Raw genomic sequence first — 21,095 nt, forward strand, 5'->3', positions numbered from 1 at the left:
ATGCGGCCGGCCAGAGTAATTGTCGCTCTATAACCGGGAGGGGGCCGAGGCGGCGGCGCGCGCCTCGGGCAGGCGCTGGGCGCGCGGGGAGCCGCTGAGCCCCATCGACGGGGTGCCGGTGTCGCTCAAGGACCTGACCGAGGTAGCGGGCATGCCGGCGCGCCAGGGCTCGTTGACGGTGCCGGACACCCCCTGCCGGCGGGATGCGCCGCCGGCGCGGATGCTGCGCGAGGCGGGGGCGGTGATCCTGGGCAAGACCAACTCCTCGGAGTTCGGCTGGAAGGCGGTGACCGACAATCGGGTCTTCGGGGCCACGGCCAACCCCTGGGATACCCGCCTGACCCCGGGCGGGTCGTCTGGCGGGGCCGCCGTGGCGGCGGCGCTCAACATGGGGGTGCTGCATCAGGGCGGCGACTCGGGGGGCTCCATCCGAATCCCCGCCGCCTTTACCGGGGTGTTCGGCTTCAAGCCCACCTTCGGCTGGACCCCGCAGTGGCCGCCGAGCAAGGAGCCCACCCTGTCGCATCTTGGTCCCCTGACCCGCACGGTGGCCGATGCCGCCCGGATGCTCAATGTGATCGGGCGCTACGATTTTCGCGACCCCTACGCGGTGCGGGGGCAGCCCGAGGACTGGGGGATGGCGCTGCATCAGGGGTTGCGCGGCCTGCGTATCGCCTATTCGCCGGACCTGGGCTATGCCCAGGTGGATGCCGAGGTCGCCGAGCGGGTGCGCGAGGCGGCCCGCCGGCTCAGGCTGCTGGGCGCCGAGGTCGAGGAGGTGGACCCGGGATTCGCCTCGCCGCTGGATACCTTCCAGAAGCTCTGGTTCACCGCCTCGCTGGTGGTCTGGGAGGAGCTGGACGAGGAGCAGCGTGAGCGGCTCGATCCGGGGCTGGTGGCCGATGCGCGTCGTGCCGAGGCCTGGCGCGCGGTCGATCTGTTCCATGCCCTGACCGAGCGGGCCCGGCTCACCGAGCGGCTCGAGCACTTCAACCAGCGCTATCATCTGCTGATGACACCGGCGGTGACGATTTCTCCCTTCGCCCTGCATCATGCCGTTCCCCCGGGCAGCGGCATGCGCGACTGGGAGGAGTGGGCCGCCTTCTCCTACCCCTTCAACCTCAGCCAGCAGCCGGCCGCCTCGGTGCCCTGCGGCTTCACCCGGGCCGGCCTGCCGGTGGGCTTTCAGCTGGCCGGCGGCAAGCATGACGATGCGCGGGTGCTGCGTGTTTGTCACGCCTATATGCAGGCGTATCCGCCGCGCTTTCCCGGTGCCCCCAGCCCAGCGGGTTCCTGACGCTGCCCTTCCTTGGCCGCCCGTGTCTCGCCAGCCTGCTCGGTTGCGGTATGCTGAAGTCACCATCGCTTGCAAGGAAAACCCTATGTCAGATCAAACGCCCTTCGCCGCCACCCTGAGCGCCATCGATGCCCTCCATGCCCAGGACCCCCGCCGGGTGGAGGTCGACGGCGAGGCCATGCCCCAGGAGCTGTGGCACGCCGGTCGCATGAGCGCCTGGCTGGAGCGGCTGGTGGACACCCCCGACGAGCTGACCCGCATCGCCGTGCGGGCGCAGCACCTGCAGCGCTGGCAGGTGCCGCGCAGCGAGTATCCGGAGGGTCGGGTGGGCTATCTCACCTGGCGGCGCGACCAGGGCCAGCGGGCCGGCGAGACCACGGCGCAGCTGATGCGCGAGGCGGGCTATTCGGAAGAGGACGCCGAGCGGGTGGCGCGGATGATTCGCAAGCAGGGCCTGGGCCGGGAGGCCGGCACCCAGGCGGTGGAGGACTGCGCATGCCTGGTGTTCCTGGAGAACTACTTCGCCGACTTCTCGAAGCAGGTCGACCATGACCACCTGATCCGCATCGTCCAGAAGACCTGGAAGAAGATGTCGCCGCGGGCCCATGAGCTGGCGCTGGGGCTGCCGATGAGCGACGAGGCGCGCGCGCTGGTGGAAGAGGCGCTGGCCGGCTGATTGGCACCGCCGCGGCCGATACGGCGCCGCGGCGGTTGGGAGTTACTTCACTAGCGGACGGATGGCCTCTAGATAGGCCCTGCCGTTGTCGCGTACGCGCTCACGTTCGCCGCTTTCGCTGCCTTGATGGACCTCTTCCACCAGGGCCGCCATGGTGGCGACCTCCTCGTCGATCCGGGCCAGAGCATTCTCAATGGTATAGGTGAGCTGGTGAATGATCCCCAGGTCAGCGTCGCTCAGCTCGCGCTTGGCGAGCAGCGCCGAGAGGTGGTCGTTGGCGCTGGAGAGGTTGGATACAGCCTGGGATAGGGTCGCGGCGGTCTGCCCCGTGTGGTGGCGGGGGCGCTCCGGTGCGTCTTCTTCCTCGGCGTGGGCGCCGGTGGCCAGCAGGGCAACGAGCAGGGCGGAGAACAGCAGATGCTTCATGGCGGCTAACCTCAGTGAAGTTCTGATGGTGCTTTCTGAAACTAGGCCGACCGGTCGCAGCCGGCAAGCGTGAATGTTGCGCCGCACGGGATTTTTCTCGCGGCCGATGCAAGACCAGGGATTTGACAGCGGGAGAGTGGTGGACTAAATTCACGATTGCCAATGATAATCGTTATCATAAATTGTGTGATCAAGGAGGTCGCCATGAGGTACTGCTCCACGCCCGTGTATACGGATACCAGCGCCGCGCTGCAGGTCTGCGATGTGTCGGCGGGCTCGGTGCGCCTGGCACGGCAGCTTCCCCGTCCAGGCGACACGCTGAGTGAAGCCGACCGGCAGCTGCTGCAGCTGCGTCGGGAGGAGGCTATCCATGCGCTGTTTCGCCGGCTGTTCCTGCGGACCTCGGAGCAGTACCTGAAGGGCCAACTCGATGAGAAGGGCCAGCTCCGTGGCTAGGGAGTGCGGAGCCAAGCCGCTCGGTCGAGTGTCAGGCGCAGTTCGTCGGCGGTCTCGCAGGGCTTGCCGTGGCGCAGGGTCAGGCGGCGCTCGCTCAGGTTCATGACCACGGCGAACAGCGTCTCCATGCGCTCGTCCGGGGGCTGGTCGGGGTTGAAGTGGCGACAGATCGACATCGGCGCGCCGTGGTGGTCGCTGAGGATGTCGAACAGGGCGGCCTCGTCGAAGTGCGATTCGTTCTGCAGCAGGGCATCGAGCCGCGCCAGCCGCGGGCGGGAGTCGGCCCGGGGGAAGTCCTCGACCTGGTGGGTCGCGCCGGGGGCATAGAGATGATTGGTGTGGGTGACCCGGCCCTGCTGTGCCTCGAGCCGGCCGGGCTCGCCGGGCAGCACCTCCAGCCCCAGGGCCTGGCAGGCGTCACCACTTGGCGGAGCGCCGGCCAGCAGGAAGTGGGCGGGGGAGCAGACCCGGTCGTGGGTGGCGACCCGCAGCGCGCTCTCCCAGTCGGGGCTCTCCAGGATCTTGCGCAGGGCGATGTGGATCGGCAGCCCCTCGCCGCAGGTCTGTGAGCGAATGGCGTTGAGGCAGACCCCCAGGCCCCGGTCATTGAGCCCCACCTTGCCCACCATGCCGGCTTCGCCGACGCTGATCAGCGCCGGTCGGCCGATCCCTTCGATGCGCAGTACCACCACGTTGTGCAGCTGATCGGTTCGCCAGTCCCAGTTCTGGGCCAACCACTGCTGGCCGTCTTGCTGCAGGGCGAAGGCCGAGCAACCGCCGCTGGCGCGGGTCAGGGCGATTTCGCTGCGGCAGTTGAGGGTCAGCACGTCGATGAAGTCGATTCCGGCGCCGCGGGCGATGCCCTCCATCTCCTCGAGAATCGCCGGAAAGCCACGCTCGATCATGGCCTGGAAGCGGTGGGCCTCGCGGCGCGCGGCTTCCCAGTCGATGCCGACGAAATCCCGGAACAGCTGGGCGTAGACGGTCAGGCTGTGCCGGATCAATCGGGCGTGAATGCGGCCATGGGCCTCGCCGATCATGCGCCGGCTGCCGGAGAGTTCGGTGACGGGAAGTGTCACGGGGCGCCTCCTGGTCGGGGTGAGGCCCCCAGTATAGGTGCCTGCCGCAGGCGCTGCCTGCACAGCGTTGAAGTCTTCTTCGCCGGCCCAGGTGGCGCTGATTGTGCTTGCACAATCAGCGGCTTGTGGCGACGGCGAAGCCGGCTAACGTTGGCAGCGGGGGCTTGTATTTTGCGTGCCGTCCTTCCAGATTGAAGGCGTGTCCCATCCTTGCAACCAGAGCGAGAAGAACAACCATGAAGAAGAGCGTATTGGCGATTGCGGTAGCGGCGTCCAGCGTGGCCTTTGTCGGAGCGGCCCAGGCGGAAGTCAAGGTCGGCTTCATCGGCGGCTTCACCGGCCCGATCGAGAGCCTGACCCCGCCGATCTACGACGGCGCGCGGCTGGCGGTACAGCAGATCAACGAGCAGGGCGGTATCCTGGGCGGCCAGACCCTGGTGATGCCCAATGCGGATACCACCTGCAGCGACGCCTCGGCGGCCTCCAACGCGGCGGACCGCATGGTCAACACCGAGAATGTCACCGCCATCGTCGGCGCGCTGTGCACCGGCGCCACCGTGGCCGCCGCCAACAGCGCGGCCATTCCGGGCGGGGTGGTGATGGTCTCGCCGGCTTCCACGGCGCCGGCGGTCACCGAGCTGGACGACAACGACCTAGTGTTTCGCACCGTGCCCTCGGATGCCTTCCAGGGCGAGATCCTGGCCAAGCTGATGCTCGACAAGGGCTTCGATGAGGTCGCGGTCACCTACGTCAACAACGACTACGGTCGCGGCCTGGCCGATGCCTTCGCCGAAGCCTTCGAAGCCGGCGGCGGTTTCCTGGCCGAGAACCTGGCCCATGAGGACGGCCGTGCCGACTACCGCTCCGAGCTGGGCTCGCTCTCCGCCAGCGGCGCCGAGACCCTGGTGGTGCTGGCCTACGCCGACGGCTCCGGCCAGACCATTCTGCGCCAGGCCTACGAGAGCGGCATGTTCACCCAGTACGCCGGCGCCGACGGCATGGTCGGCTCCTCGCTGGTGGAGGCCGTCGGGGCCGACGTGCTGGAGGGCATGATCGCCACCCGCCCGGGCAGCCCGGAACTGCCCGGCACCGATATCTTCGCCGAGGCGGCAGAGGCGGCCGGCTTCGATCCCAGCGCGGTGTTCGCCGCCCAGGCCTACGATGCCGCCTTCCTGCTGGCGCTGGCCATCGAGCAGAACGGTACTGCCGAGCGCGAGGGCCTCTCCGCCGCCCTGCGCAGCGTCGCCACCGCCCCGGGCGAGGTGATTCTGCCCGGCGAGTGGGAGAAGGCCGTGGAGCTGATCGCCGCCGGCACCGAGATCAACTACGAGGGCGCCTCCGGCACCCACGAGTTCGACGAGAACGGCGACGTGCCGGGCGTGGTGGTCGAGATGGTGGTGGAAGACGGCGCCTTCGTCAGCAAGGGCCTGGTCGACCTGTAAGCGCTAACGCAGCCACCTGGCAATGAAAGGCCCCGGCGGGATTTCCCGCCGGGGCCTATAACTTTCGGTTCTTCGCACTTTAGCGTGAACATGTTTGGCAGGTTTGATGGTGGGAGGCCGGCTCTGCCGGCGGTTCGACGCTTCGACGAAGGCGCCGCAGGCGCCCCATGGGTAGCGCTGCGCGCTACTTCGCGAGCTGAAGTCGAGGCGTCGAACCGTCCCTCCCACAGGGCAAGTTCACGCCAGCCTGAGATGAACCTTACTTCCCACCGCCCTCTCTACCCGTGGTGGCGAACTTTTTCAGGCAGCAGCCCCTGGGGCGCGAAGCGCAGCACCAGGGTGATCAGCAGCCCGATCACGAACACCCGGGCCTGCAGGGCGCGGCTGTCCAGGTTGCCCGGCGGCTCCCAGCCGAAGGCGCCCTCGCCGAGGCTTACCGCCAGCTGCATCAGAAACAGCGCCAGGGGCTCCGACATGATCCAGATGATATAGACCGCCACGGCGCCGAAGATGGTGCCCAGGTTGTTGCCGGGCCCGCCCAGGATCACCATCACCAGCACCAGGAAGGTGTGGTTGAGCGGCAGGTAGCCGTTGGGGTCGAAGAGGCTGTTGAAGGAGGCCAGCGCCCCGCCGCCGATGCCCATCAGGATGCAGCCCAGCACGAAGATCTCCAGGCGGCGGCGATTGATGTCCTTGCCCATGGCCGCGGCGGAAATCTCGTTGTCGCGGATGGCGCGGATCATCCGCCCCCAGGGGGCGTGGTAGGCGCGGTGCAGCAGGAAGAAGATCACCGCGATCATCAGCGCCGTCACCGACAGATACAGCGCCCGGGCCAGGGTGAAGCCCAGCTCGCTGGGTCCAGGCGTGGGCCAGGGCAGCGGCGAGACGGTGGCGGTGCCGCGGGTCAGCCAGTCGGAGTTCTTGAGAAACGCCTTGATGATCTCGGCGATGCCCAGGGTGGCGATGGCCAGGTAGTCGCTGCGCAGGCCGAGGCAGATCTTGCCGATGAAATAGCCGATCCCTCCCGCCAGGGCGCCGCCGACCAGCCAGCCGGTCCAGGCCGGCAGGCCCAGGCCGCCGATGAAGCCGGCCCGCGACTGAATCTCGCCGGTGACCCCGCGCAGCAGGCTGATCACCACCAGGTAGAGCACCACCGCCAGCACCACGGCGATCACCGTGCGCAGCTTCTTCGGTACGCCCAGGCGGTCGAGCTTGGTGGCGCCGTAGACCAGCAGGGCGGCCGCGGCGCCATAGAGCAGGACCCGGCCCAGTTCGCCGGGCAGCTCGCTGCCCCAGAAGGCGTCGTTGACCGGCACGCTGAAGAACATGGCGCTGAAGCCGCCGAGGGCCACGAAGCCCATCACCCCGGCATTGAACTGCCCGGCGTAGCCCCACTGGATGGTCAGCCCCAGGGCCAGGATGGCGTAGCAGGACGCCTCCACCAGCATGCGGGTGCTGTAGGCGGTACCCATCATGGCATAGACGCCCAGCACCACGGCCAACAGGGCGGTGAACAGCACCACCTCGCGCAGCGGGAAGCGCGACGGTGCGGCGACGCTATCGTCTCGGCGTTCGGTATGTTGTGTGCTCATCAGATCACCTTACCCTTGAAGATGCCGGTGGGGCGCCACACCAGGATCGCCACCAGGATGAAGAAGGGCACCACGATCTTGTACTCGGTGCCGACGAAGGCCAGGTTGCGCGGCAGCTCCAGCCACTCCGGGAAGTGGTGGGCGATGGGCCGCAGCAGCACCGACCAGTTGAACACCGCCAGGGTCTCGGCGAAGCCCACCACGAAGCCGCCGGCGATGGCGCCGTAGGGGTGGCCCACGCCGCCGACGATGGCCGCGGCGAAGATCGGCAGCAGCAGGAAGAAGCTGAGGTCGGGCTTGAAGGTGACATCCAGGGAGAGCAGGGTGCCGGCGGTGGCGGCCATGCCCCCGGCGATGATCCAGGTTACTGCCACGATATGGTTGGTGTTGATGCCGGAGGCCCGTGCCAGGTCGGGGTTGTCGGACATGGCACGCATCGCCTTGCCCAGCCGGGTGCGGCTGAGAAAGAGGTGCAGGCCTACCACGCAGGCGATGGTCAGCACGAAGAGGATGACCTGCGGCTCGGTGACGATCACCGGCCGGGTGGCCAGCTCGAAGGGCAGCTCCAGGCGGTAGATCGCCTTGCGCTCGCCGGCCAGGTAGAGGTTCTGGGCGCTGGTGCCGGCGAACAGCCGGATCAAGCCCTGGAGCATCAGCGTCACGCCCAGCGAGCCGATGACCATGACGATGGGCTTGACCCCGTGGGCGCGCAGCGGCTTGTAGAACGCCTTGTCGATGCCCACCGCCAGTAGCGAGGTCAACACGATCGCCAGCGGCAGCATCACGATCGGGGTGGGCAGCCCGACGACGCTGCCGACGCCGGGGAAGGCCAGCGTCAGCAGCAGCACCATGAAGGCGCCGAAGGTCATCATGTCGGCGTGGGCGAAGTGGGCGAAGCGCATGATGCTGAACACCAGCGTCACGCCGATGGCGCCAATGGCGTAGATCGAGCCGGTCACGCTGCCGGCGACGATCACGTTGTTGATGAAAAAGACGAGTTCATTCACGACGGTTTCTCTCCCCTGTTCCCCGCGGCTTAGCCGCCGAGGAAGCTCCTGGCCACTTCCGGGTCGGCCAGCAGCGCGGCCCCGGTATCGGTGAAGCGGTTCTGGCCGGCGGCCAGCACGAAGCCCTTGTCGGCGATGGCCAGCGCCTGCTTGGCGTTCTGCTCGACCATCAGGATGCCCACGCCGGCGGCATTGATCTCTTTCACCCGCTCGAAGATCTCGTTCATGTAGAGCGGCGAGAGGCCGGCGGTGGGCTCGTCGAGCAGCAGCATCTCGGGTTCGGCCATCAGCGCTCGGCCCATGGCCACCATCTGGCGCTGGCCGCCAGAGAGCTCGCCGGCCGGCTGATGGCGCTTGTCATAGAGCGGAGGAAAGAATTCGTAGACCTTGCCCAGCATGCGCTTGACGTTCTCGGGCTTGAGGAAGGCGCCCATCTCCAGGTTTTCCTTCACCGTCAGGCTCGGGAAGACGTTCTTCTCCTGGGGCACGAAGCCCATTCCCTTCTGCACCAGCTTGTTGGGCGGCAGGTTATGGATCGGCTGGCCGTGCAGCAGGATCTCGCCCTGGCTGACGGTGAGCAGGCCAAAGATGGCCTTGAGCATGGTCGATTTGCCGGCGCCGTTGGGGCCGACGATCACACCGATCTCGTCGGCCTCGACGGCCATGTTCACCCCGTTGAGGATGTTCATGCCGCCGTAGCCGCCGTGCACGTCGCGTGCGTCGAGTAGAGGCATTGTGAAGTTCCAGCGTAGGGTCGTTGTTCGTATTGGGTCAGGCGACGTTGGAGCCGAAGTAGGCTTCGATCACCTCGGGGTTGTTGCGGATCTCGTCGATGGTGCCTTCGACCATCACGCTGCCCTGGGCCAGCACGATCACCGGGTCGCACAGCCGGCCGATCATCTCCATGTCGTGCTCGATGACCAGGAAGGTGTAGCCCATCTCGCGGTTGAGGCGCTCGATGTTGCCGACCAGGTCGCCCAGCAGGGTGCGGTTGACCCCGGCGGCGATCTCGTCGAGCAGCACCACCCGCGCGTCGGTCATCATGGTGCGACCCAGCTCGAGAAGCTTCTTCTGGCCGCCCGAGAGGTTGCCGGCCAGCTCGTTGCGCACGTGGCGCAGGCCGATGAAGTCGATCACCTCCAGGGCGCGCTGGCGGACTTCGGTCTCGCGCTGGCGCACCAGGCCGGGCTTGAGCCAGGCGTTGAAGAGGTTCTCGCCGGCCTGGGCGGGGGGCACCATCATCAGGTTCTCCAGCGCGGTCATCTGGGAGAACTCGTGGGCGATCTGGAAGGTGCGCAGCAGCCCCTTGTGGAACAGCTCGTTGGCGGGGCGGTTGGTGATGTCCTTGCCGTCGAGCAGCACCTGGCCGCTGTCCAGCGGCAGGGCCCCGGCGATGATGTTGAACAGCGTCGACTTGCCGGCGCCGTTGGGGCCGATCAGCCCGGTGATGGAGCCCTGCTCCACCTGAATCGAACAGTCGTTGATGACCTTCAGACCGCCGAAGGCCTTGTGGACGTGTCGCACGTCGATGATGGCAGCCATAGCGTTGTGCCCAGTTCCTTTGCGGAGTTGGTTGTTATGGGGCGCTCGCCCGCCCAGGGGGCTGGCCGGAACGAGTGCCCTTCGGTTCCTTGGCCACCGCCCGCGGGCGGTGGCCATTGCCGGTGGACCGGCCTACTGCTCCTGGCTGTGGTCGATCAGGAAGGTGCGGCCGGCGGCGAAGGCTCCGACGATCACCAGCGCCCCGATGGTCGGGATCAGGTAGCCCTCGATCTGCGGAATGCTGCGCAGGAACACGAAGGCCACCGCGGCCGGGGCCACGAAGCGGACCAAAAAGCGCCAGATGGAGAACCAGGTCTCGCTGGTGCGCATCTCCTTCATGACCTCGGAGTGGGTCAGCGCCCAGCCGGCGAACAGCGCAATCAGCAGGCCGCCCAGCGGCATGAAGATATTGGTCAGCAGCTCGATGAAGTCGAAGGCACTGCGGCCGAACAGGGCGTGGAAGATCGTCCCCTCGGCGTAGATATTGAAGCTGACCACGGTGAGCAGCCCCAGCGCCCAGCTGGCCAGGACCATGATCGTGACCGCCTGGGGGCGGGTCAGGTCGAAGCGCTCGACCAGGAAGGCGGCCACCGGCTCGATCAGCGAGATCGAGGAGCTGATCGCCGCCCCCAGCACCAGGATGAAGAAGACCCCGCCGATCAGCGCCCCGAAGGGCATCTCGGCGAAGGCCAGCGGCAGGGTGACGAACATCAGTCCCGGGCCCTGGCCCGGGGAGAGCCCGGCGCCGAACACCAGCGAGAAGATGGCCAGCCCCGCCACCATGGCCACGGCGGTGTCGACGAAGGCCACCGCCACCGCGGTGCGGGTCAGCGAGGCCTCGCTGGACATGTAGGCGCCGTAGGCCATGATCGCGCCCATGCCGAGGCTCAGGGTGAAGAACGACTGCCCCATGGCGGCCAGCCACCCCTCGAGGCTCAGGTCGGCGATATTGAAGGTGAACAGGAAACTCGCCGCGGCGCCGAAGTCGCCGTTGGCCACGCCGTAGGCCAGCACGCCCAGCAGGATCACGAACAGTGCCGGCATGATGATGCGCAGCCCGTTCTCGATGCCCCTGTGGATGCCCATGGCGACGATCAGCCCCGAGGCGATGATGAACAGGGTGTGGTAGAGGGTCAGCAGGCCGGGGGAGGCCAGCAGGGCGTCGAAGCCGGCGCCGATGGTCTCGGCGTCGGCGCCGGACAGTGAGCCGGTGAGCATCTGCCAGGTGTAGTGGATCGCCCAGCCGGCGATCACCGAGTAGAAGCTCAGGATCAGGAACGCCGAGGCGCCGCCCAGCCAGCCGATCGACTCCCAGGCGCGGGAGGTGTTGTGGGTCCGGGTCAGGTGGCGCATGCCCATGATCGGGCTCTGACGGCTGTTGCGGCCGAGCATGGTTTCGGCGATCAGGATGGGGATCCCCACGGCGAAGATGGTCAGGGCGTAGACCAGGATGAAGGCGCCGCCGCCGTTTTCGCCGGTCAGGTAGGGGAAGCGCCACAGGTTGCCAAGCCCCACCGCCGAGCCAACCGCAGCCAGCAGGAAGGTGCCCTTGTGTGTCCAGACGTTGTGCGTGCTCATGGGGGTTCCGACGGTTTGGGTTCAGGCCTTGTGGGCCGGGTGGCCGGTTTTCAGGTAGAAAAGCCTAACTGTGCCAGATTCCGGTTGCATTGCCAGTGGTCAAGCGTTTAGGGCCCGTTGGGTGGCGCTGGTGACCGAGGGGCGCGTTCGTGGATGTCACGGGGCCTCTTCGTCGTCCTCGTCATCGCCTCGCTCCGCGGGGTGCGGTTCCAGCGCGCGGCAGGCGTCGGGCAGGCGCACGGTATCGCCCAGGGTGAGCTTGCCGCACCGTTTGCGGCGCTCGCCGGAGGTTGGGTCGATCAGCGCTACCACCTCGCCGATGCTGGTGTCGCCCACGTAGGCCTCGACGCGAATGCGGACCACGTCGCCCTGGTAGCGTGCCGAGAGGATATCGCCGGGCCCCGGGTCGCTGTGTCCCATGGGGTCCTGGGCAAAGTGGCGCATCACGCTGTCGGCGCCGGGGTCGTCCCACTCTACGTGCTGGTGCATGGCGTTGCCTCTTCGGTTGGGATCAGACGCCCAGCGTAGCGGTTTGGTCGGCAAGGCGCACACGAAAACGCCCGCCGGAGGGGCGGGCGTTGCCGGGGCCGAGGCCGCTTATTTCTGATTCTTCGCATTTTAGCGTGAACATGTTTGGCAAGCTTCAAGGTGGGAGGCCGGCTCTGCCGGGCGAAGGCGCCGCAGGCGCCCCTTGGGTAGCGCTTCGCGCTACTTCGCGAGCTAAAGCTCCCTCCCACAAGGCCAGTTCACGCCAGTCTGCGATGAACCCTATTTCTTGCTGGCGCGCTTGCGCTCGTGCTCCTTGAGGAACTTCTTGCGCAGGCGGATATGGTTGGGGGTGATCTCCACCAGCTCGTCGTCGTCGAGGAACTCGATGGCCTGCTCCAGGGTGAACTTCACCGGCGGGGTCAGCACGATGTTCTCGTCGTTGCCCGAGGCACGCATGTTGTCGAGCTTCTTGCCCTTGGTGGGGTTGACCACCAGGTCGTTGGCGCGGCTGTGGATGCCGATCAGCATGCCCTCGTAGACCTCGGTGCCGTGATCGATGATCAGCTTGCCGCGATCCTGCAGGGCGTAGAGCGCATAGGCTAGGGCCTTGCCGTCCACCATGGAGACCATCACGCCGTTGCGACGCTCGATGGCGGCGTCGGGCTTGAGCGGGCCATAGTGGTCGAAGCGGCTGGTGAGGATGCCGGTGCCCGAGGTCAGGGTCATGAACTGGCCGCGAAAGCCGATCAGGCCGCGGGCGGGGATCATGAAGTCCAGGCGCACCCGGCCCTTGCCGTCGGGGTTCATGTTGGAGAGCTCGCCCTTGCGGTAGCCCAGCTCCTCCATGATGGCGCCCTGGTGCTGCTCCTCGCAGTCGATGATCACTTCCTCGTACGGCTCCTGCTTCTCGCCGTCGATTTCGCGAATGATCACCTCGGGGCGGCCCACGGCGAGCTCGAAGCCTTCGCGGCGCATGGTCTCGATCAGCACCGAGAGGTGCAGCTCGCCGCGGCCGGAGACGATGAACTTCTCCGGGCTCTCGCCCTGCTCGACCCGCAGCGCCACGTTGTGGATCAGCTCCTGGTCGAGACGGTCCTTGATGTTGCGGCTGGTGACGTACTTGCCATCCTTGCCGGCGAAGGGCGAGTCGTTGACCTGGAAGGTCATGGAGACGGTGGGCTGATCCACCGACAGCGGCGGCAGGGCCTCCACGGCGTTGGGGTCGCACAGGGTGTCGGAGATCGCCAGGTCGCTGATGCCGGTGATGCAGACGATATCGCCTGCGGTGGCCTGCTCGGTCTGCACCCGCTCCAGGCCCATGTGGGTCATTACCTGGCCGACCTTGCCCTTGCGGGTGGCGCCGTCGGTGCCGACCACTACCACCTGCTGGTTAGGCTGCACCGCGCCGCGCTTGATGCGGCCCAGGCCGATGACGCCCACGTAGCTGTTGTAGTCCAGCGCCGAGATCTGCATCTGGAAGGGGCCGTCGATCTCCACCTTGGGCGGCTCGACGATGTCGACGATGGCCTGGAACATGGGGCTCATGTCCTCGGCCAGCTCTTCCGGCTCGGGGCCGGCGATGCCGTTGAGCGCCGAACAGTAGATGATCGGGAAGTCGAGCTGCTCGTCACTGGCGCCCAGGTTGTCGAACAGATCGAAGATCTGGTCGATGACCCAGTCGGGGCGTGCGCCGGGGCGGTCGATCTTGTTGACCACCACGATGGGCTTCAAGCCCTGGTCGAAGGCCTTCTGGGTGACGAAACGGGTCTGCGGCATGGGGCCGTCCACGGCGTCCACCAGCAGCAGCACCGAGTCGACCATGGACATCACGCGCTCCACCTCGCCGCCGAAGTCGGCGTGTCCTGGCGTGTCGACGATATTGATGTGGAAGTCGCGGCCGTTGCCGTCTCGCCAGCGGATCGCGGTGTTCTTGGCCAGGATGGTGATGCCGCGTTCCTTTTCCTGGTCGTTGGAGTCCATGATGCGCTCCTGCCCCTCGGCCTTGCGGTCCAGGGTGCCGGACTGGCTGAGGAGCTTGTCGACCAGGGTGGTCTTGCCGTGGTCGACGTGAGCGATGATGGCGATGTTGCGAAGATTCTCGATCACGACGCGATCCTGCTGGGAAAAAGTGGGGACGCATTATAGGGGCTGGGGCGCTGCGGCTTCCACCTTTACCGGTGCCACGCGGGCGGTTTTACGAGCCTCCGGCGCCCGGCTCACGCCGGTTGCCCCGGGCTTGGCGCCGCACCGCCTTGATTTAACAGCGCTAAGTGCCGCCAGGGGGTAAGCGACGCTGCAGGAACCGGCGTGGCACATCCAGGCTTCGGTAAGCCGGGTTGCCAGTATTTTACAGGGGGAAGCTGAGAGGGCGGACAATAGGAATTTCAACCCTCTCTTCATTGATACTTTTTCAAACCTGGAGATACACTAACTTACACTGTAGCCGGTGGCCGGCTGCGGGTTGAACCGGTGAGCGCCATGCATGGCGGTCGCCCTGGGAGCTCGACTGACCATGCCTACTTGCAGCATCGTCCTGGATGCTCGCCTTTCGGGCGCTCGGCTGCCTCGCCAGCTGGGGACCCTGCACAAAGCCATGCGCCAGTGGAACCAGCAGGGCGCGGTGGAGCTATTGGTGGTCGATGACACCAACGATGCGCGGCTCTCCAGCCTGACCCAGCGCTACGGCGTGCGGCTGCTGTTCGTCAACGCCATGGCGCTGGGCAGTCGGCTCAATGCGAGCGTATCGAGCAGCACCGGTGAGATCCTGATCTTTCCAGGGGCGGCCATCGACCTTTCGCCCGAGTGGCTGGCCGATCTGGTCAGCGGCCGCCGCTCTCAGGACTGGGATGCGGCGGTGCTATCGGCGCCACGGGCGCGCTCGCTGCCGCTGCTGTGGCGTCTGCTGCGCCGCCCTTCCCTGGTCGACGCCTTCTGCGTGACCCGCAGCTGGTTCGAGCGTATCGGCGGCTTCGATCCCGGTCTCGAGGCCGAGGCGCTGCCCGAGCTGCTTGGCCGCCTGCGCGCCTGCCAGGCTCGGGTCGCCAGCGGCGAGACCTGAGGTCCAACGCCGAGGCGTGCTCCCCGGCGGTCAGGTGCTGTCGCCCAATGCCGTTTCTCCAGCCCCTCAAGGCCGCGCCCGCCATATCGGCGGGCGCGGCTGGGCATGGCTGAAGGACCGAGCCAGGCTCAGTCGTCTTCCGGTACGCCGCCCATCTCTTCGAGCAGCTGACGGTAGTTCTCGGACTGGGCGAAGAGCATCTCGGTGGCCACGCTTTCGTCGCGGAAGTGCACCGGCATCAGGATGCGCTCCTCGGTGATCTCGATGAAGCGCTCATCCTGGGTGGCTGCCTCCAGAGCCTCGGAGAGGCGCTCGACGTGGGCGTCCGGGGTGTTCTTGGGCACTACCACCACGCGGAAGTCGGAGGTATCGATATCGTAGCCGGCTTCCATCACGGTCGGCGCGTCCGGGAAGGCGAACAGCCGCTCGCCGTCCATGCCCAGCAGTACCGGCATCTCGCCGGTATCGGCATAGCCGGAGTGGGTGCCGCCGCTGTAGGCAAAGTCCACGTCGCCGGAGAGGATCAGCGGGGCCATGCCGGCGCCGCCGGAGGTGGGTACGATGCGCAGGTCGAGGCCCTCCTGCTCCATGATGTACTCGATCACCAGGCGATCCAGGGCGTGCTGGGTGGCATAGCTGGTGCCCGGGTTGTCACGGGCATAGTCGAGCAGGTCGTCCCAGCTGTCGCCGAAGGGGCGGTCTTCGCCGGTGACGATGGCGTGCTGGACGGTGGTGATGCTGGCGACGTAGCGGAAGTCGTCCAGGGTGAATTCGGTGTCGTGGGCGTGGGGGGCGAAGGTGAGGGTGCCGTTGGTGCCCGCGTAGACGAAGGTGTGTCCCTCATCCTGGTTATGCATTAGGCGCGTTAGTGCCACCGCGCCGCCGGCGCCGGGCTGGTTGACCACGTTGACCGGCTGGCCGAGGTTCTCCTCGAGCACGTTGGCCAGCACCCGGGCCTGGATATCGGTGCTGCCGCCGGCGCCGAAGCCGACCACCAGGGTCAGCGGCTTGGAGGGAAAGTCGTCGGCCTGGGCCTGGGCCTGGCCGGCGAGGCCGAAGGCCATGGCGGCGGAGAGAACAGCGGTGCTCAGCAGCTTCATTTTCATTGTTGGACCTCAGTGGTGTCGTGGCACCTGCGGGTGTCGCGAGATGCCGGATCGGCGAGTGCGGGGCCAGGTTGGCCCCGCTTGTTGACTCGCCCTTTCAGGTCGCCTGCCGGGGTGTCCGCCAGGCGACCGGAAGCGAAGGGCGCTTCGTGCTACGTCCGACAGGCGCGTCGGGATTACTCGGCGCCGGGCAGGCCGCCGAGCTCCTCGAGCAGCGCCTTGTAGCCCTCGACCTGGTCGGCGAGGGTCTGGGTGACCTCGTCCTCGGGCATCCAGGTCACCGGCATCAGGATGCGCTCCTCGGTGACTTCGAGGAAGCGCTCGTCCTCGGTGGCCGCCTTCAGCGCTTCGGCGAGGCGCTCGACGTGGGCGTCCGGGGTGTCCTTGGGCACCATGGCCACCCGGATCTCGGCGGCGTTGATGTCGTAGCCGGCCTCCTGGAGGGTGGGGGCGTCCGGGTAGGCCACCAGGCGATCCTCGGCCAGGCTCAGCAGCACCGGCATCTCGCCGGTCTCGGCGTAGCCGGAGTGGGTGCCGCCGCTGTAGGCGAAGTCCACGTCGCCGGAGAGGATCAGCGGGGCCATGCCGGCGCCGCCGGAGGTGGGCACGATGCGCAGGTCGAGCCCTTCGCGCTGGGCGATGTACTCAATGATCATGCGGTCCAGCGCGGTCTGGTTGGCGTAGCTGGTGCCCGGGTTCTCGCGGGCGTACTCCACCAGGTCGTCCCAGCTGTCGCCGAAGGGGCGGTTCTCGCCGGTGACCAGGGCCGACTGGCCCAGGGTCACGCCGGCCACATAGCGGAAGTCATCCAGGTCGTAGGTGGTCTCGGTAGAGAGCGGTCCGAAGGTGATGGTCATGGAGGTGCCGAAGACGAAGGTGTAGCCCTCGTCGGTGCTGTTGGCCAGGCGCGCCAGGGCCACGCCGCCGCCGGCGCCGGGCTGGTTGACCACGTTGACCGGCTGGCCGAGCTCTTCGGTCATGATGTCGGCCAGCACCCGGGCCTGGATGTCGGTGCTGCCGCCGGCGCCCCAGCCGACCACCAGGGTCAGCGGCTTGGACGGGAAGTCGTCGGCCTGGACCTGGCCGGCGAGGCCGAAGGCCATGGCGGCGGAGAGAACGGCGGTGCTCAGCAGTTTCATCTTCATGTTAGGAACCTCGTTGGTGGCGTTGTTGTGGGGGTTGTGCTGCGATGGCCCTGGGGCCGTGGTAACAGCCGGCCCGGTGGCCGGCCAGGGGATCACACCGGCTTGGCCTTGTGCCTGGCCTGCATCCAGCGCCGATAGCTGGTCCAGCCCAGGTGCAGCACCATCAGCACCGTGAACACGACGAAGGCCAGGGCGATGGGGCGCTCGAGCAGGATGCCAATCTCGCCGCCGGAGAGGATCACCGACTGGCGCAGGTTCATCTCCAGCATGGGCGTGACGATGAAGGCGACCAGGAAGGTCACGAAGGAGTAGTCGAACTTCTTCAGGAAGTAGCCGAAGATCGCGAAGACGAAGACGGTGAGCAGCCCGAAGGTGCCGTAGCCCTGCACCTGGATGCCGGCCAGGCAGAGGAAGATCACCACCGAGATCACGATATGCGGTGGGACGCTGGTGACCCGGGCGAAGATGCGCAGGCCGTACCAGCCCACGGCCAGCATCAGCAGGCTCGCCACGATCATCCCCGAGAACAGCGTGAACAGCATCTCGGGGTGGTCACGCAGCATCAGCGGCCCCACCTGGATGCCGTGGATCATGAAGGCGCCGACCAGCAGGGCGGCCGAGACGCTGCCGGGAATGCCCAGGCCGAACAGCGGAATGTAGCTGGCGGGAATCACCGCGTTGTCGGAGGCCTCGGCGGCGGCGATGCCGTTGGGGTTGCCCTTGCCGAAGCTGTCCGGGTCCTTGGCGGTCCGCTTGGCCAGGCCGTAGGCCATGAAGGCCCCCACCGAGGGGCCAAGCCCCGGCAAGGCACCGACGAAGGCGCCCACCCCGGTGCTCTTGAAGATGGTCGGCAGGGTGCCCTTGAACTCCCGGTAGGAGAGGTCGTCGTCGGCGCTGTTGCCCAGCTTGATGACGCTGCCGGCCTTGTTGCGGCGGTACTCGTCGAGCTGCACGAACATCTCGGCCAGTGCCAGGGTGCCGATCACCAGGGGCAGGATCGGCACGCCCTCCATCAGCTCCGCATAGCCGAAGGTCAGGCGCATGGCGCCGGTTTCGGGATCGAGGCCCACGGTGCCGAGGATCACCCCCATGCCGCCGGCGGCCAGGCCCTTGAGAAAGGAGCCCCCGGCCATGCCGGCGATGAACACCAGGGCGAAGATCAGGATGGCGGTCAGCTCGTAGGGGCCGAACTTGAGCGCCACCGAGGCGAAGGGGATGGCGACCGCGATCAGCAGCAGGGTGGCCAGCAGGTCGCCGATCACCGAGGCGAGCAGGCCCACCTTGAGGGCCTTGCGCGGCTTGCCGGAGCTGGCCATGGGGTAGCCGTCCAGGCAGGTGGCCGCCGAGGAGGGCTCCCCCGGGGTGTTGAGCAAGATGGCCGAGACCGCGCTGCCGGCGGCGGTGCCCTTGGAGAGGCCGATCAGAAAGGCGATGGCGGCGTAGGCCGACATGTAGAAGGTCAGCGGGATGGCGATGGCGATGGCCACCGCCCGGTTGAGCCCCGGGATCACGCCGACGATATAGCCGAGCAGCACCCCGCCGAGGATGATGGCGATGGACTCGTAGTGGAAGACGGCGGCGAAGGAGCCGAGGATGGCGTCGAATCCGATCATGTCATACCACTCCGATGCGCATCAGGTGGGCCGTGAGGCCATAGAGGCCGGCGGTGGGGACGGCGGCGGTCAACACCACCACGTACCAGCGGCGTTCGCCGAGCAGCAGCAGCAGGCCGCCGATCAGGGCCGGCGCCACCCAGGTCAACGGGAAGCGGTCGATCAAGGCGATGAAGCCGAGCACATACACAAACGGCCACGCCTGGTGCCAGAGGTGGCCGAGATCGGGAAGGATGGCGAAGGGCTCGCCGCGGCGCTTCAGGGCGATGGCGCTTACCACCGAGAGGGTGATGGAGCAGCCGAGGATCAGCCAGGCGCCGAGGGTGGCCAGCCGCTGGGGCTGCAGGCCGAACGCGAAGCCGCTGCCGCCGTAGGTGGGAATGATCCAGGTCAGCAGCACCACCGTCACGGCGGCAACACCTAGCCCGGACCAGAAATTCTTACGTGGCATATCAGTCATGTGAGTCTGTTGTTGGAAGTTGTCGTTGTGGGTGGCGGGCCGATGCGGCCAATGGCGCGGATGAAGTAGCGCTTTTTATTGAATATCAGCTTGATGAAATGCTGATTTGCTACGTATCGCGGTAGCGATGGACGGTATCCTCTGGTCGACACCCTCACAAACCCTAGATTAAACGAAAAATTAACGACGCTGCTTGACCGCTGCCGTTGACCTGCCGCCCAAGATGTACTTGCTCTACGGCGTGGCAGCGCCTGAAGAGTCTGCACAAAGCTAGTGCACTTTTGTGTTTTGGGCACTTTATTGGTGCATTTGCCGAGGCTTGAGGGAGCGTTGGCGGCAGCGATTTTTTCCAGGCGCTCTTCGGGTGCACGGGCGAAGAGAGAAAAACCGATTGTTTTTCAAGTGTTTGTCTGTTTTTCCGTCACTCTTGGTGCGATGTTGGCACGCTGTCTGCATTGTATTGGGCAGCGCCATGTTCGTGCATGGTGGTCGTGGGCAGCCGGCCTGCGGCGTGCTACAACATTTGCTGGGACGAACCAGCGCCAGTGGATCACTCGCCAACGAATCGAGCCTAGGCTCAAACGGAGGACAGCATGTCAGCCAAGACTCTCGCCCTGATTGAAGAGCATGATGTGAAATGGGTGGACCTGCGTTTCACCGATACCAAGGGCAAGGAACAGCACGTCACCATCCCCGCGCGTGACATCGATGAAGAGTTCTTCGAGAACGGCCAGATGTTCGACGGCTCCTCCATCTCCGGCTGGAAGGGGATCAACGAGTCGGACATGATCCTGCGTCCGGAAGACGGTACCGGTTTCCTCGACCCGTTCACCGAAGACGCCACCCTGGTGCTGCGCTGCGACATCATCGAGCCGGCCACCATGCAGGGCTACGAGCGTGACCCGCGCTCCATCGCCAAGCGCGCCGAAGCCTACCTGCAGTCCAGCGGCCTGGGCGACACCGCCTTCTTCGGCCCGGAGCCGGAGTTCTTCATCTTCGACGAGGTGCACTGGAAGGCCGATATCGAAGGTGCCATGTACAAGATCACCTCCGAGGAGGGGGCCTGGTCCACCGACCGTCAGGTCGAAGGCGGTAACCTGGGCCACCGTCCGCGGGTCAAGGGCGGCTACTTCCCGGTGCCGCCGGTGGACAGCTTCCACGATATCCGTGGCGCCATGTGCAACACCCTGGAGGCCATCGGCCAGACCGTCGAGGTGCACCACCACGAGGTGTCCAACGCCGGCCAGAACGAGATCGGCGTCAAGTTCAACACCCTGGTGAAGAAGGCCGACGAGCTGCAGGAGATGAAGTACGTGGTCCACAACGTGGCTCACGCCTACGGCAAGACCGCCACCTTCATGCCCAAGCCGCTGGTGGGTGACAACGGCTCCGGCATGCACGTCCACCAGTCGTTCTGGAAGGATGGCGTCAACCAGTTCGCCGGTGACGAGTACGCCGGGCTCTCCGAGATGGCGCTCTACTACATCGGCGGCATCATCAAGCACGCCCGTGCCCTGAACGCCTTCACCAACGCCTCCACCAACTCCTACAAGCGTCTGGTGCCTGGCTTCGAGGCGCCGGTGATGCTGGCCTACAGCGCCCGCAACCGGTCTGCCTCCATTCGTATCCCCTACACCGCGAGCCCCAAGGGCAAGCGCATCGAGGCCCGCTTCCCGGACCCGACCGCCAACCCCTACCTGTGCTTCGCGGCAATGCTGATGGCCGGTATCGACGGCATCAAGAACAAGATTCATCCCGGCGACGCCATGGACAAGAACCTCTATGACCTGCCGCCGGAAGAGGGCAAGGCCGTGCCCACCGTGGCCGAGAGCCTCGACCAGGCGCTGGCCTCCCTGGACGCCGATCGTGGCTTCCTCACCGAGGGCGGCGTGTTCACCGACGAGATGATCGATGCCTATATCGAGCTGAAGATGGAAGACGTCGAGCGCCTGCGAATGACCACCCATCCGGTCGAGTTCGACCTGTACTACAGCTGCTGAAGCGGACGGCCGCCCCAGGGCTGGCCGCACCGTACCTGCATGGGGGTTCCGCCACGGTGGAACCCCTTTTTGTCGTACACTCTCCAAGGAGAAGGTGCCGGTCAGGCGTGGCGAAGGCGGCCAAGAGAG

19 protein-coding genes are annotated in these 21,095 nt (G+C 66.6%); 6 read left to right on the top strand and 13 right to left on the bottom strand.

Annotation, left to right across the window (positions count from 1 at the left end; all coding sequences use genetic code 11):
- Positions 1–19: 19 nt before the first annotated feature.
- A complete protein-coding gene (locus ACZIYR_RS01615; protein WP_483528006.1) occupies positions 20–1,297 on the top strand; it encodes an amidase in 1,278 nt (425 codons plus the stop codon).
- An 85-nt stretch (positions 1,298–1,382) separates the two neighbouring features.
- Positions 1,383–1,973: a DUF4202 domain-containing protein gene (locus ACZIYR_RS01620; RefSeq protein WP_473034967.1), complete on the top strand. Its 591-nt coding sequence runs from the start codon at positions 1,383–1,385 to the stop codon at positions 1,971–1,973.
- A 42-nt stretch (positions 1,974–2,015) separates the two neighbouring features.
- On the opposite strand, the gene ACZIYR_RS01625 is transcribed toward ACZIYR_RS01620, so the two are convergent.
- Complete coding sequence (locus tag ACZIYR_RS01625) at positions 2,016–2,399, bottom strand: DUF6746 family protein (protein ID WP_473032145.1); 384 nt, start codon at positions 2,397–2,399, stop codon at positions 2,016–2,018.
- Between the two features lie 204 nt (positions 2,400–2,603).
- On the opposite strand from ACZIYR_RS01625, the gene ACZIYR_RS01630 reads away from it, so the two are divergent.
- Complete coding sequence (locus ACZIYR_RS01630) at positions 2,604–2,855, top strand: hypothetical protein (protein ID WP_473032146.1); 252 nt, start codon at positions 2,604–2,606, stop codon at positions 2,853–2,855.
- Here the strand turns inward: ACZIYR_RS01630 and ACZIYR_RS01635 are convergent.
- Entirely contained in the window at positions 2,852–3,934 is a 1,083-nt protein-coding gene (locus tag ACZIYR_RS01635) for a C45 family autoproteolytic acyltransferase/hydrolase (protein ID WP_473032147.1), read from the bottom strand. The genes ACZIYR_RS01630 and ACZIYR_RS01635 overlap by 4 nt on opposite strands.
- A gap of 236 nt (positions 3,935–4,170) precedes the next feature.
- On the opposite strand from ACZIYR_RS01635, the gene ACZIYR_RS01640 reads away from it, so the two are divergent.
- Positions 4,171–5,376, top strand: a complete 1,206-nt coding sequence (locus ACZIYR_RS01640; RefSeq protein WP_473032148.1) for an ABC transporter substrate-binding protein — start codon at positions 4,171–4,173, stop codon at positions 5,374–5,376.
- A 278-nt stretch (positions 5,377–5,654) separates the two neighbouring features.
- Here ACZIYR_RS01640 and ACZIYR_RS01645 read toward each other — a convergent pair whose 3' ends face one another.
- The 7 genes from ACZIYR_RS01645 to typA all read right to left on the bottom strand — a co-directional run bounded on the left by ACZIYR_RS01645 (position 5,655) and on the right by typA (position 13,690).
- Positions 5,655–6,968 carry a branched-chain amino acid ABC transporter permease gene (locus ACZIYR_RS01645; RefSeq protein ID WP_473032149.1) on the bottom strand — a complete coding sequence of 438 codons (1,314 nt, stop codon included), beginning with the start codon at positions 6,966–6,968 and terminating at the stop codon, positions 5,655–5,657.
- A complete protein-coding gene (locus ACZIYR_RS01650; RefSeq protein WP_483528007.1) occupies positions 6,968–7,975 on the bottom strand; it encodes a branched-chain amino acid ABC transporter permease in 1,008 nt (335 codons plus the stop codon). The genes ACZIYR_RS01645 and ACZIYR_RS01650 overlap by 1 nt, the downstream gene beginning before the upstream one ends.
- A 29-nt stretch (positions 7,976–8,004) precedes the next feature.
- Positions 8,005–8,709, bottom strand: coding sequence for an ABC transporter ATP-binding protein (locus ACZIYR_RS01655; protein ID WP_473032151.1), 705 nt, complete (start codon positions 8,707–8,709; stop codon positions 8,005–8,007).
- Positions 8,710–8,746: 37 nt separating this feature from the next.
- A complete protein-coding gene (locus ACZIYR_RS01660; protein WP_483528008.1) occupies positions 8,747–9,517 on the bottom strand; it encodes an ABC transporter ATP-binding protein in 771 nt (256 codons plus the stop codon).
- Positions 9,518–9,649: 132 nt separating this feature from the next.
- On the bottom strand, positions 9,650–11,095 hold the full coding sequence (locus ACZIYR_RS01665) for a sodium-dependent transporter (RefSeq protein ID WP_483528009.1): 1,446 nt from the start codon (positions 11,093–11,095) through the stop codon (positions 9,650–9,652).
- 156 nt (positions 11,096–11,251) lie between these two features.
- A complete protein-coding gene (locus tag ACZIYR_RS01670) occupies positions 11,252–11,584 on the bottom strand; it encodes a hypothetical protein (RefSeq protein WP_483528010.1) in 333 nt (110 codons plus the stop codon).
- Positions 11,585–11,863: 279 nt separating this feature from the next.
- Complete coding sequence (gene typA, locus ACZIYR_RS01675) at positions 11,864–13,690, bottom strand: translational GTPase TypA (RefSeq protein WP_473032154.1); 1,827 nt, start codon at positions 13,688–13,690, stop codon at positions 11,864–11,866.
- Between the two features lie 406 nt (positions 13,691–14,096).
- On the opposite strand from typA, the gene ACZIYR_RS01680 reads away from it, so the two are divergent.
- A complete protein-coding gene (locus tag ACZIYR_RS01680; RefSeq protein ID WP_483528011.1) occupies positions 14,097–14,642 on the top strand; it encodes a glycosyltransferase family 2 protein in 546 nt (181 codons plus the stop codon).
- A 128-nt stretch (positions 14,643–14,770) separates the two neighbouring features.
- On the opposite strand, the gene ACZIYR_RS01685 is transcribed toward ACZIYR_RS01680, so the two are convergent.
- From ACZIYR_RS01685 to ACZIYR_RS01700, 4 genes are all read right to left on the bottom strand, one after another.
- Positions 14,771–15,748: a Bug family tripartite tricarboxylate transporter substrate binding protein gene (locus ACZIYR_RS01685; RefSeq protein WP_483528012.1), complete on the bottom strand. Its 978-nt coding sequence runs from the start codon at positions 15,746–15,748 to the stop codon at positions 14,771–14,773.
- Between the two features lie 176 nt (positions 15,749–15,924).
- Positions 15,925–16,893 (bottom strand): Bug family tripartite tricarboxylate transporter substrate binding protein, encoded by a 969-nt coding sequence (locus ACZIYR_RS01690; protein WP_483528013.1) that lies wholly within the window; start codon positions 16,891–16,893, stop codon positions 15,925–15,927.
- Positions 16,894–16,985: 92 nt separating this feature from the next.
- Entirely contained in the window at positions 16,986–18,506 is a 1,521-nt protein-coding gene (locus ACZIYR_RS01695) for a tripartite tricarboxylate transporter permease (RefSeq protein WP_483528014.1), read from the bottom strand.
- A 1-nt stretch (position 18,507) separates the two neighbouring features.
- Positions 18,508–18,966 (bottom strand): hypothetical protein, encoded by a 459-nt coding sequence (locus ACZIYR_RS01700; RefSeq protein WP_483528015.1) that lies wholly within the window; start codon positions 18,964–18,966, stop codon positions 18,508–18,510.
- Between the two features lie 593 nt (positions 18,967–19,559).
- Here ACZIYR_RS01700 and glnA point away from each other — a divergent pair.
- Positions 19,560–20,966 (top strand): glutamate--ammonia ligase, encoded by a 1,407-nt coding sequence (glnA, locus tag ACZIYR_RS01705; RefSeq protein WP_473032159.1) that lies wholly within the window; start codon positions 19,560–19,562, stop codon positions 20,964–20,966.
- The last annotated feature ends 129 nt before the right edge of the window (positions 20,967–21,095 follow it).

Source organism: Billgrantia sp. NRB1 (genome assembly GCF_056921725.1).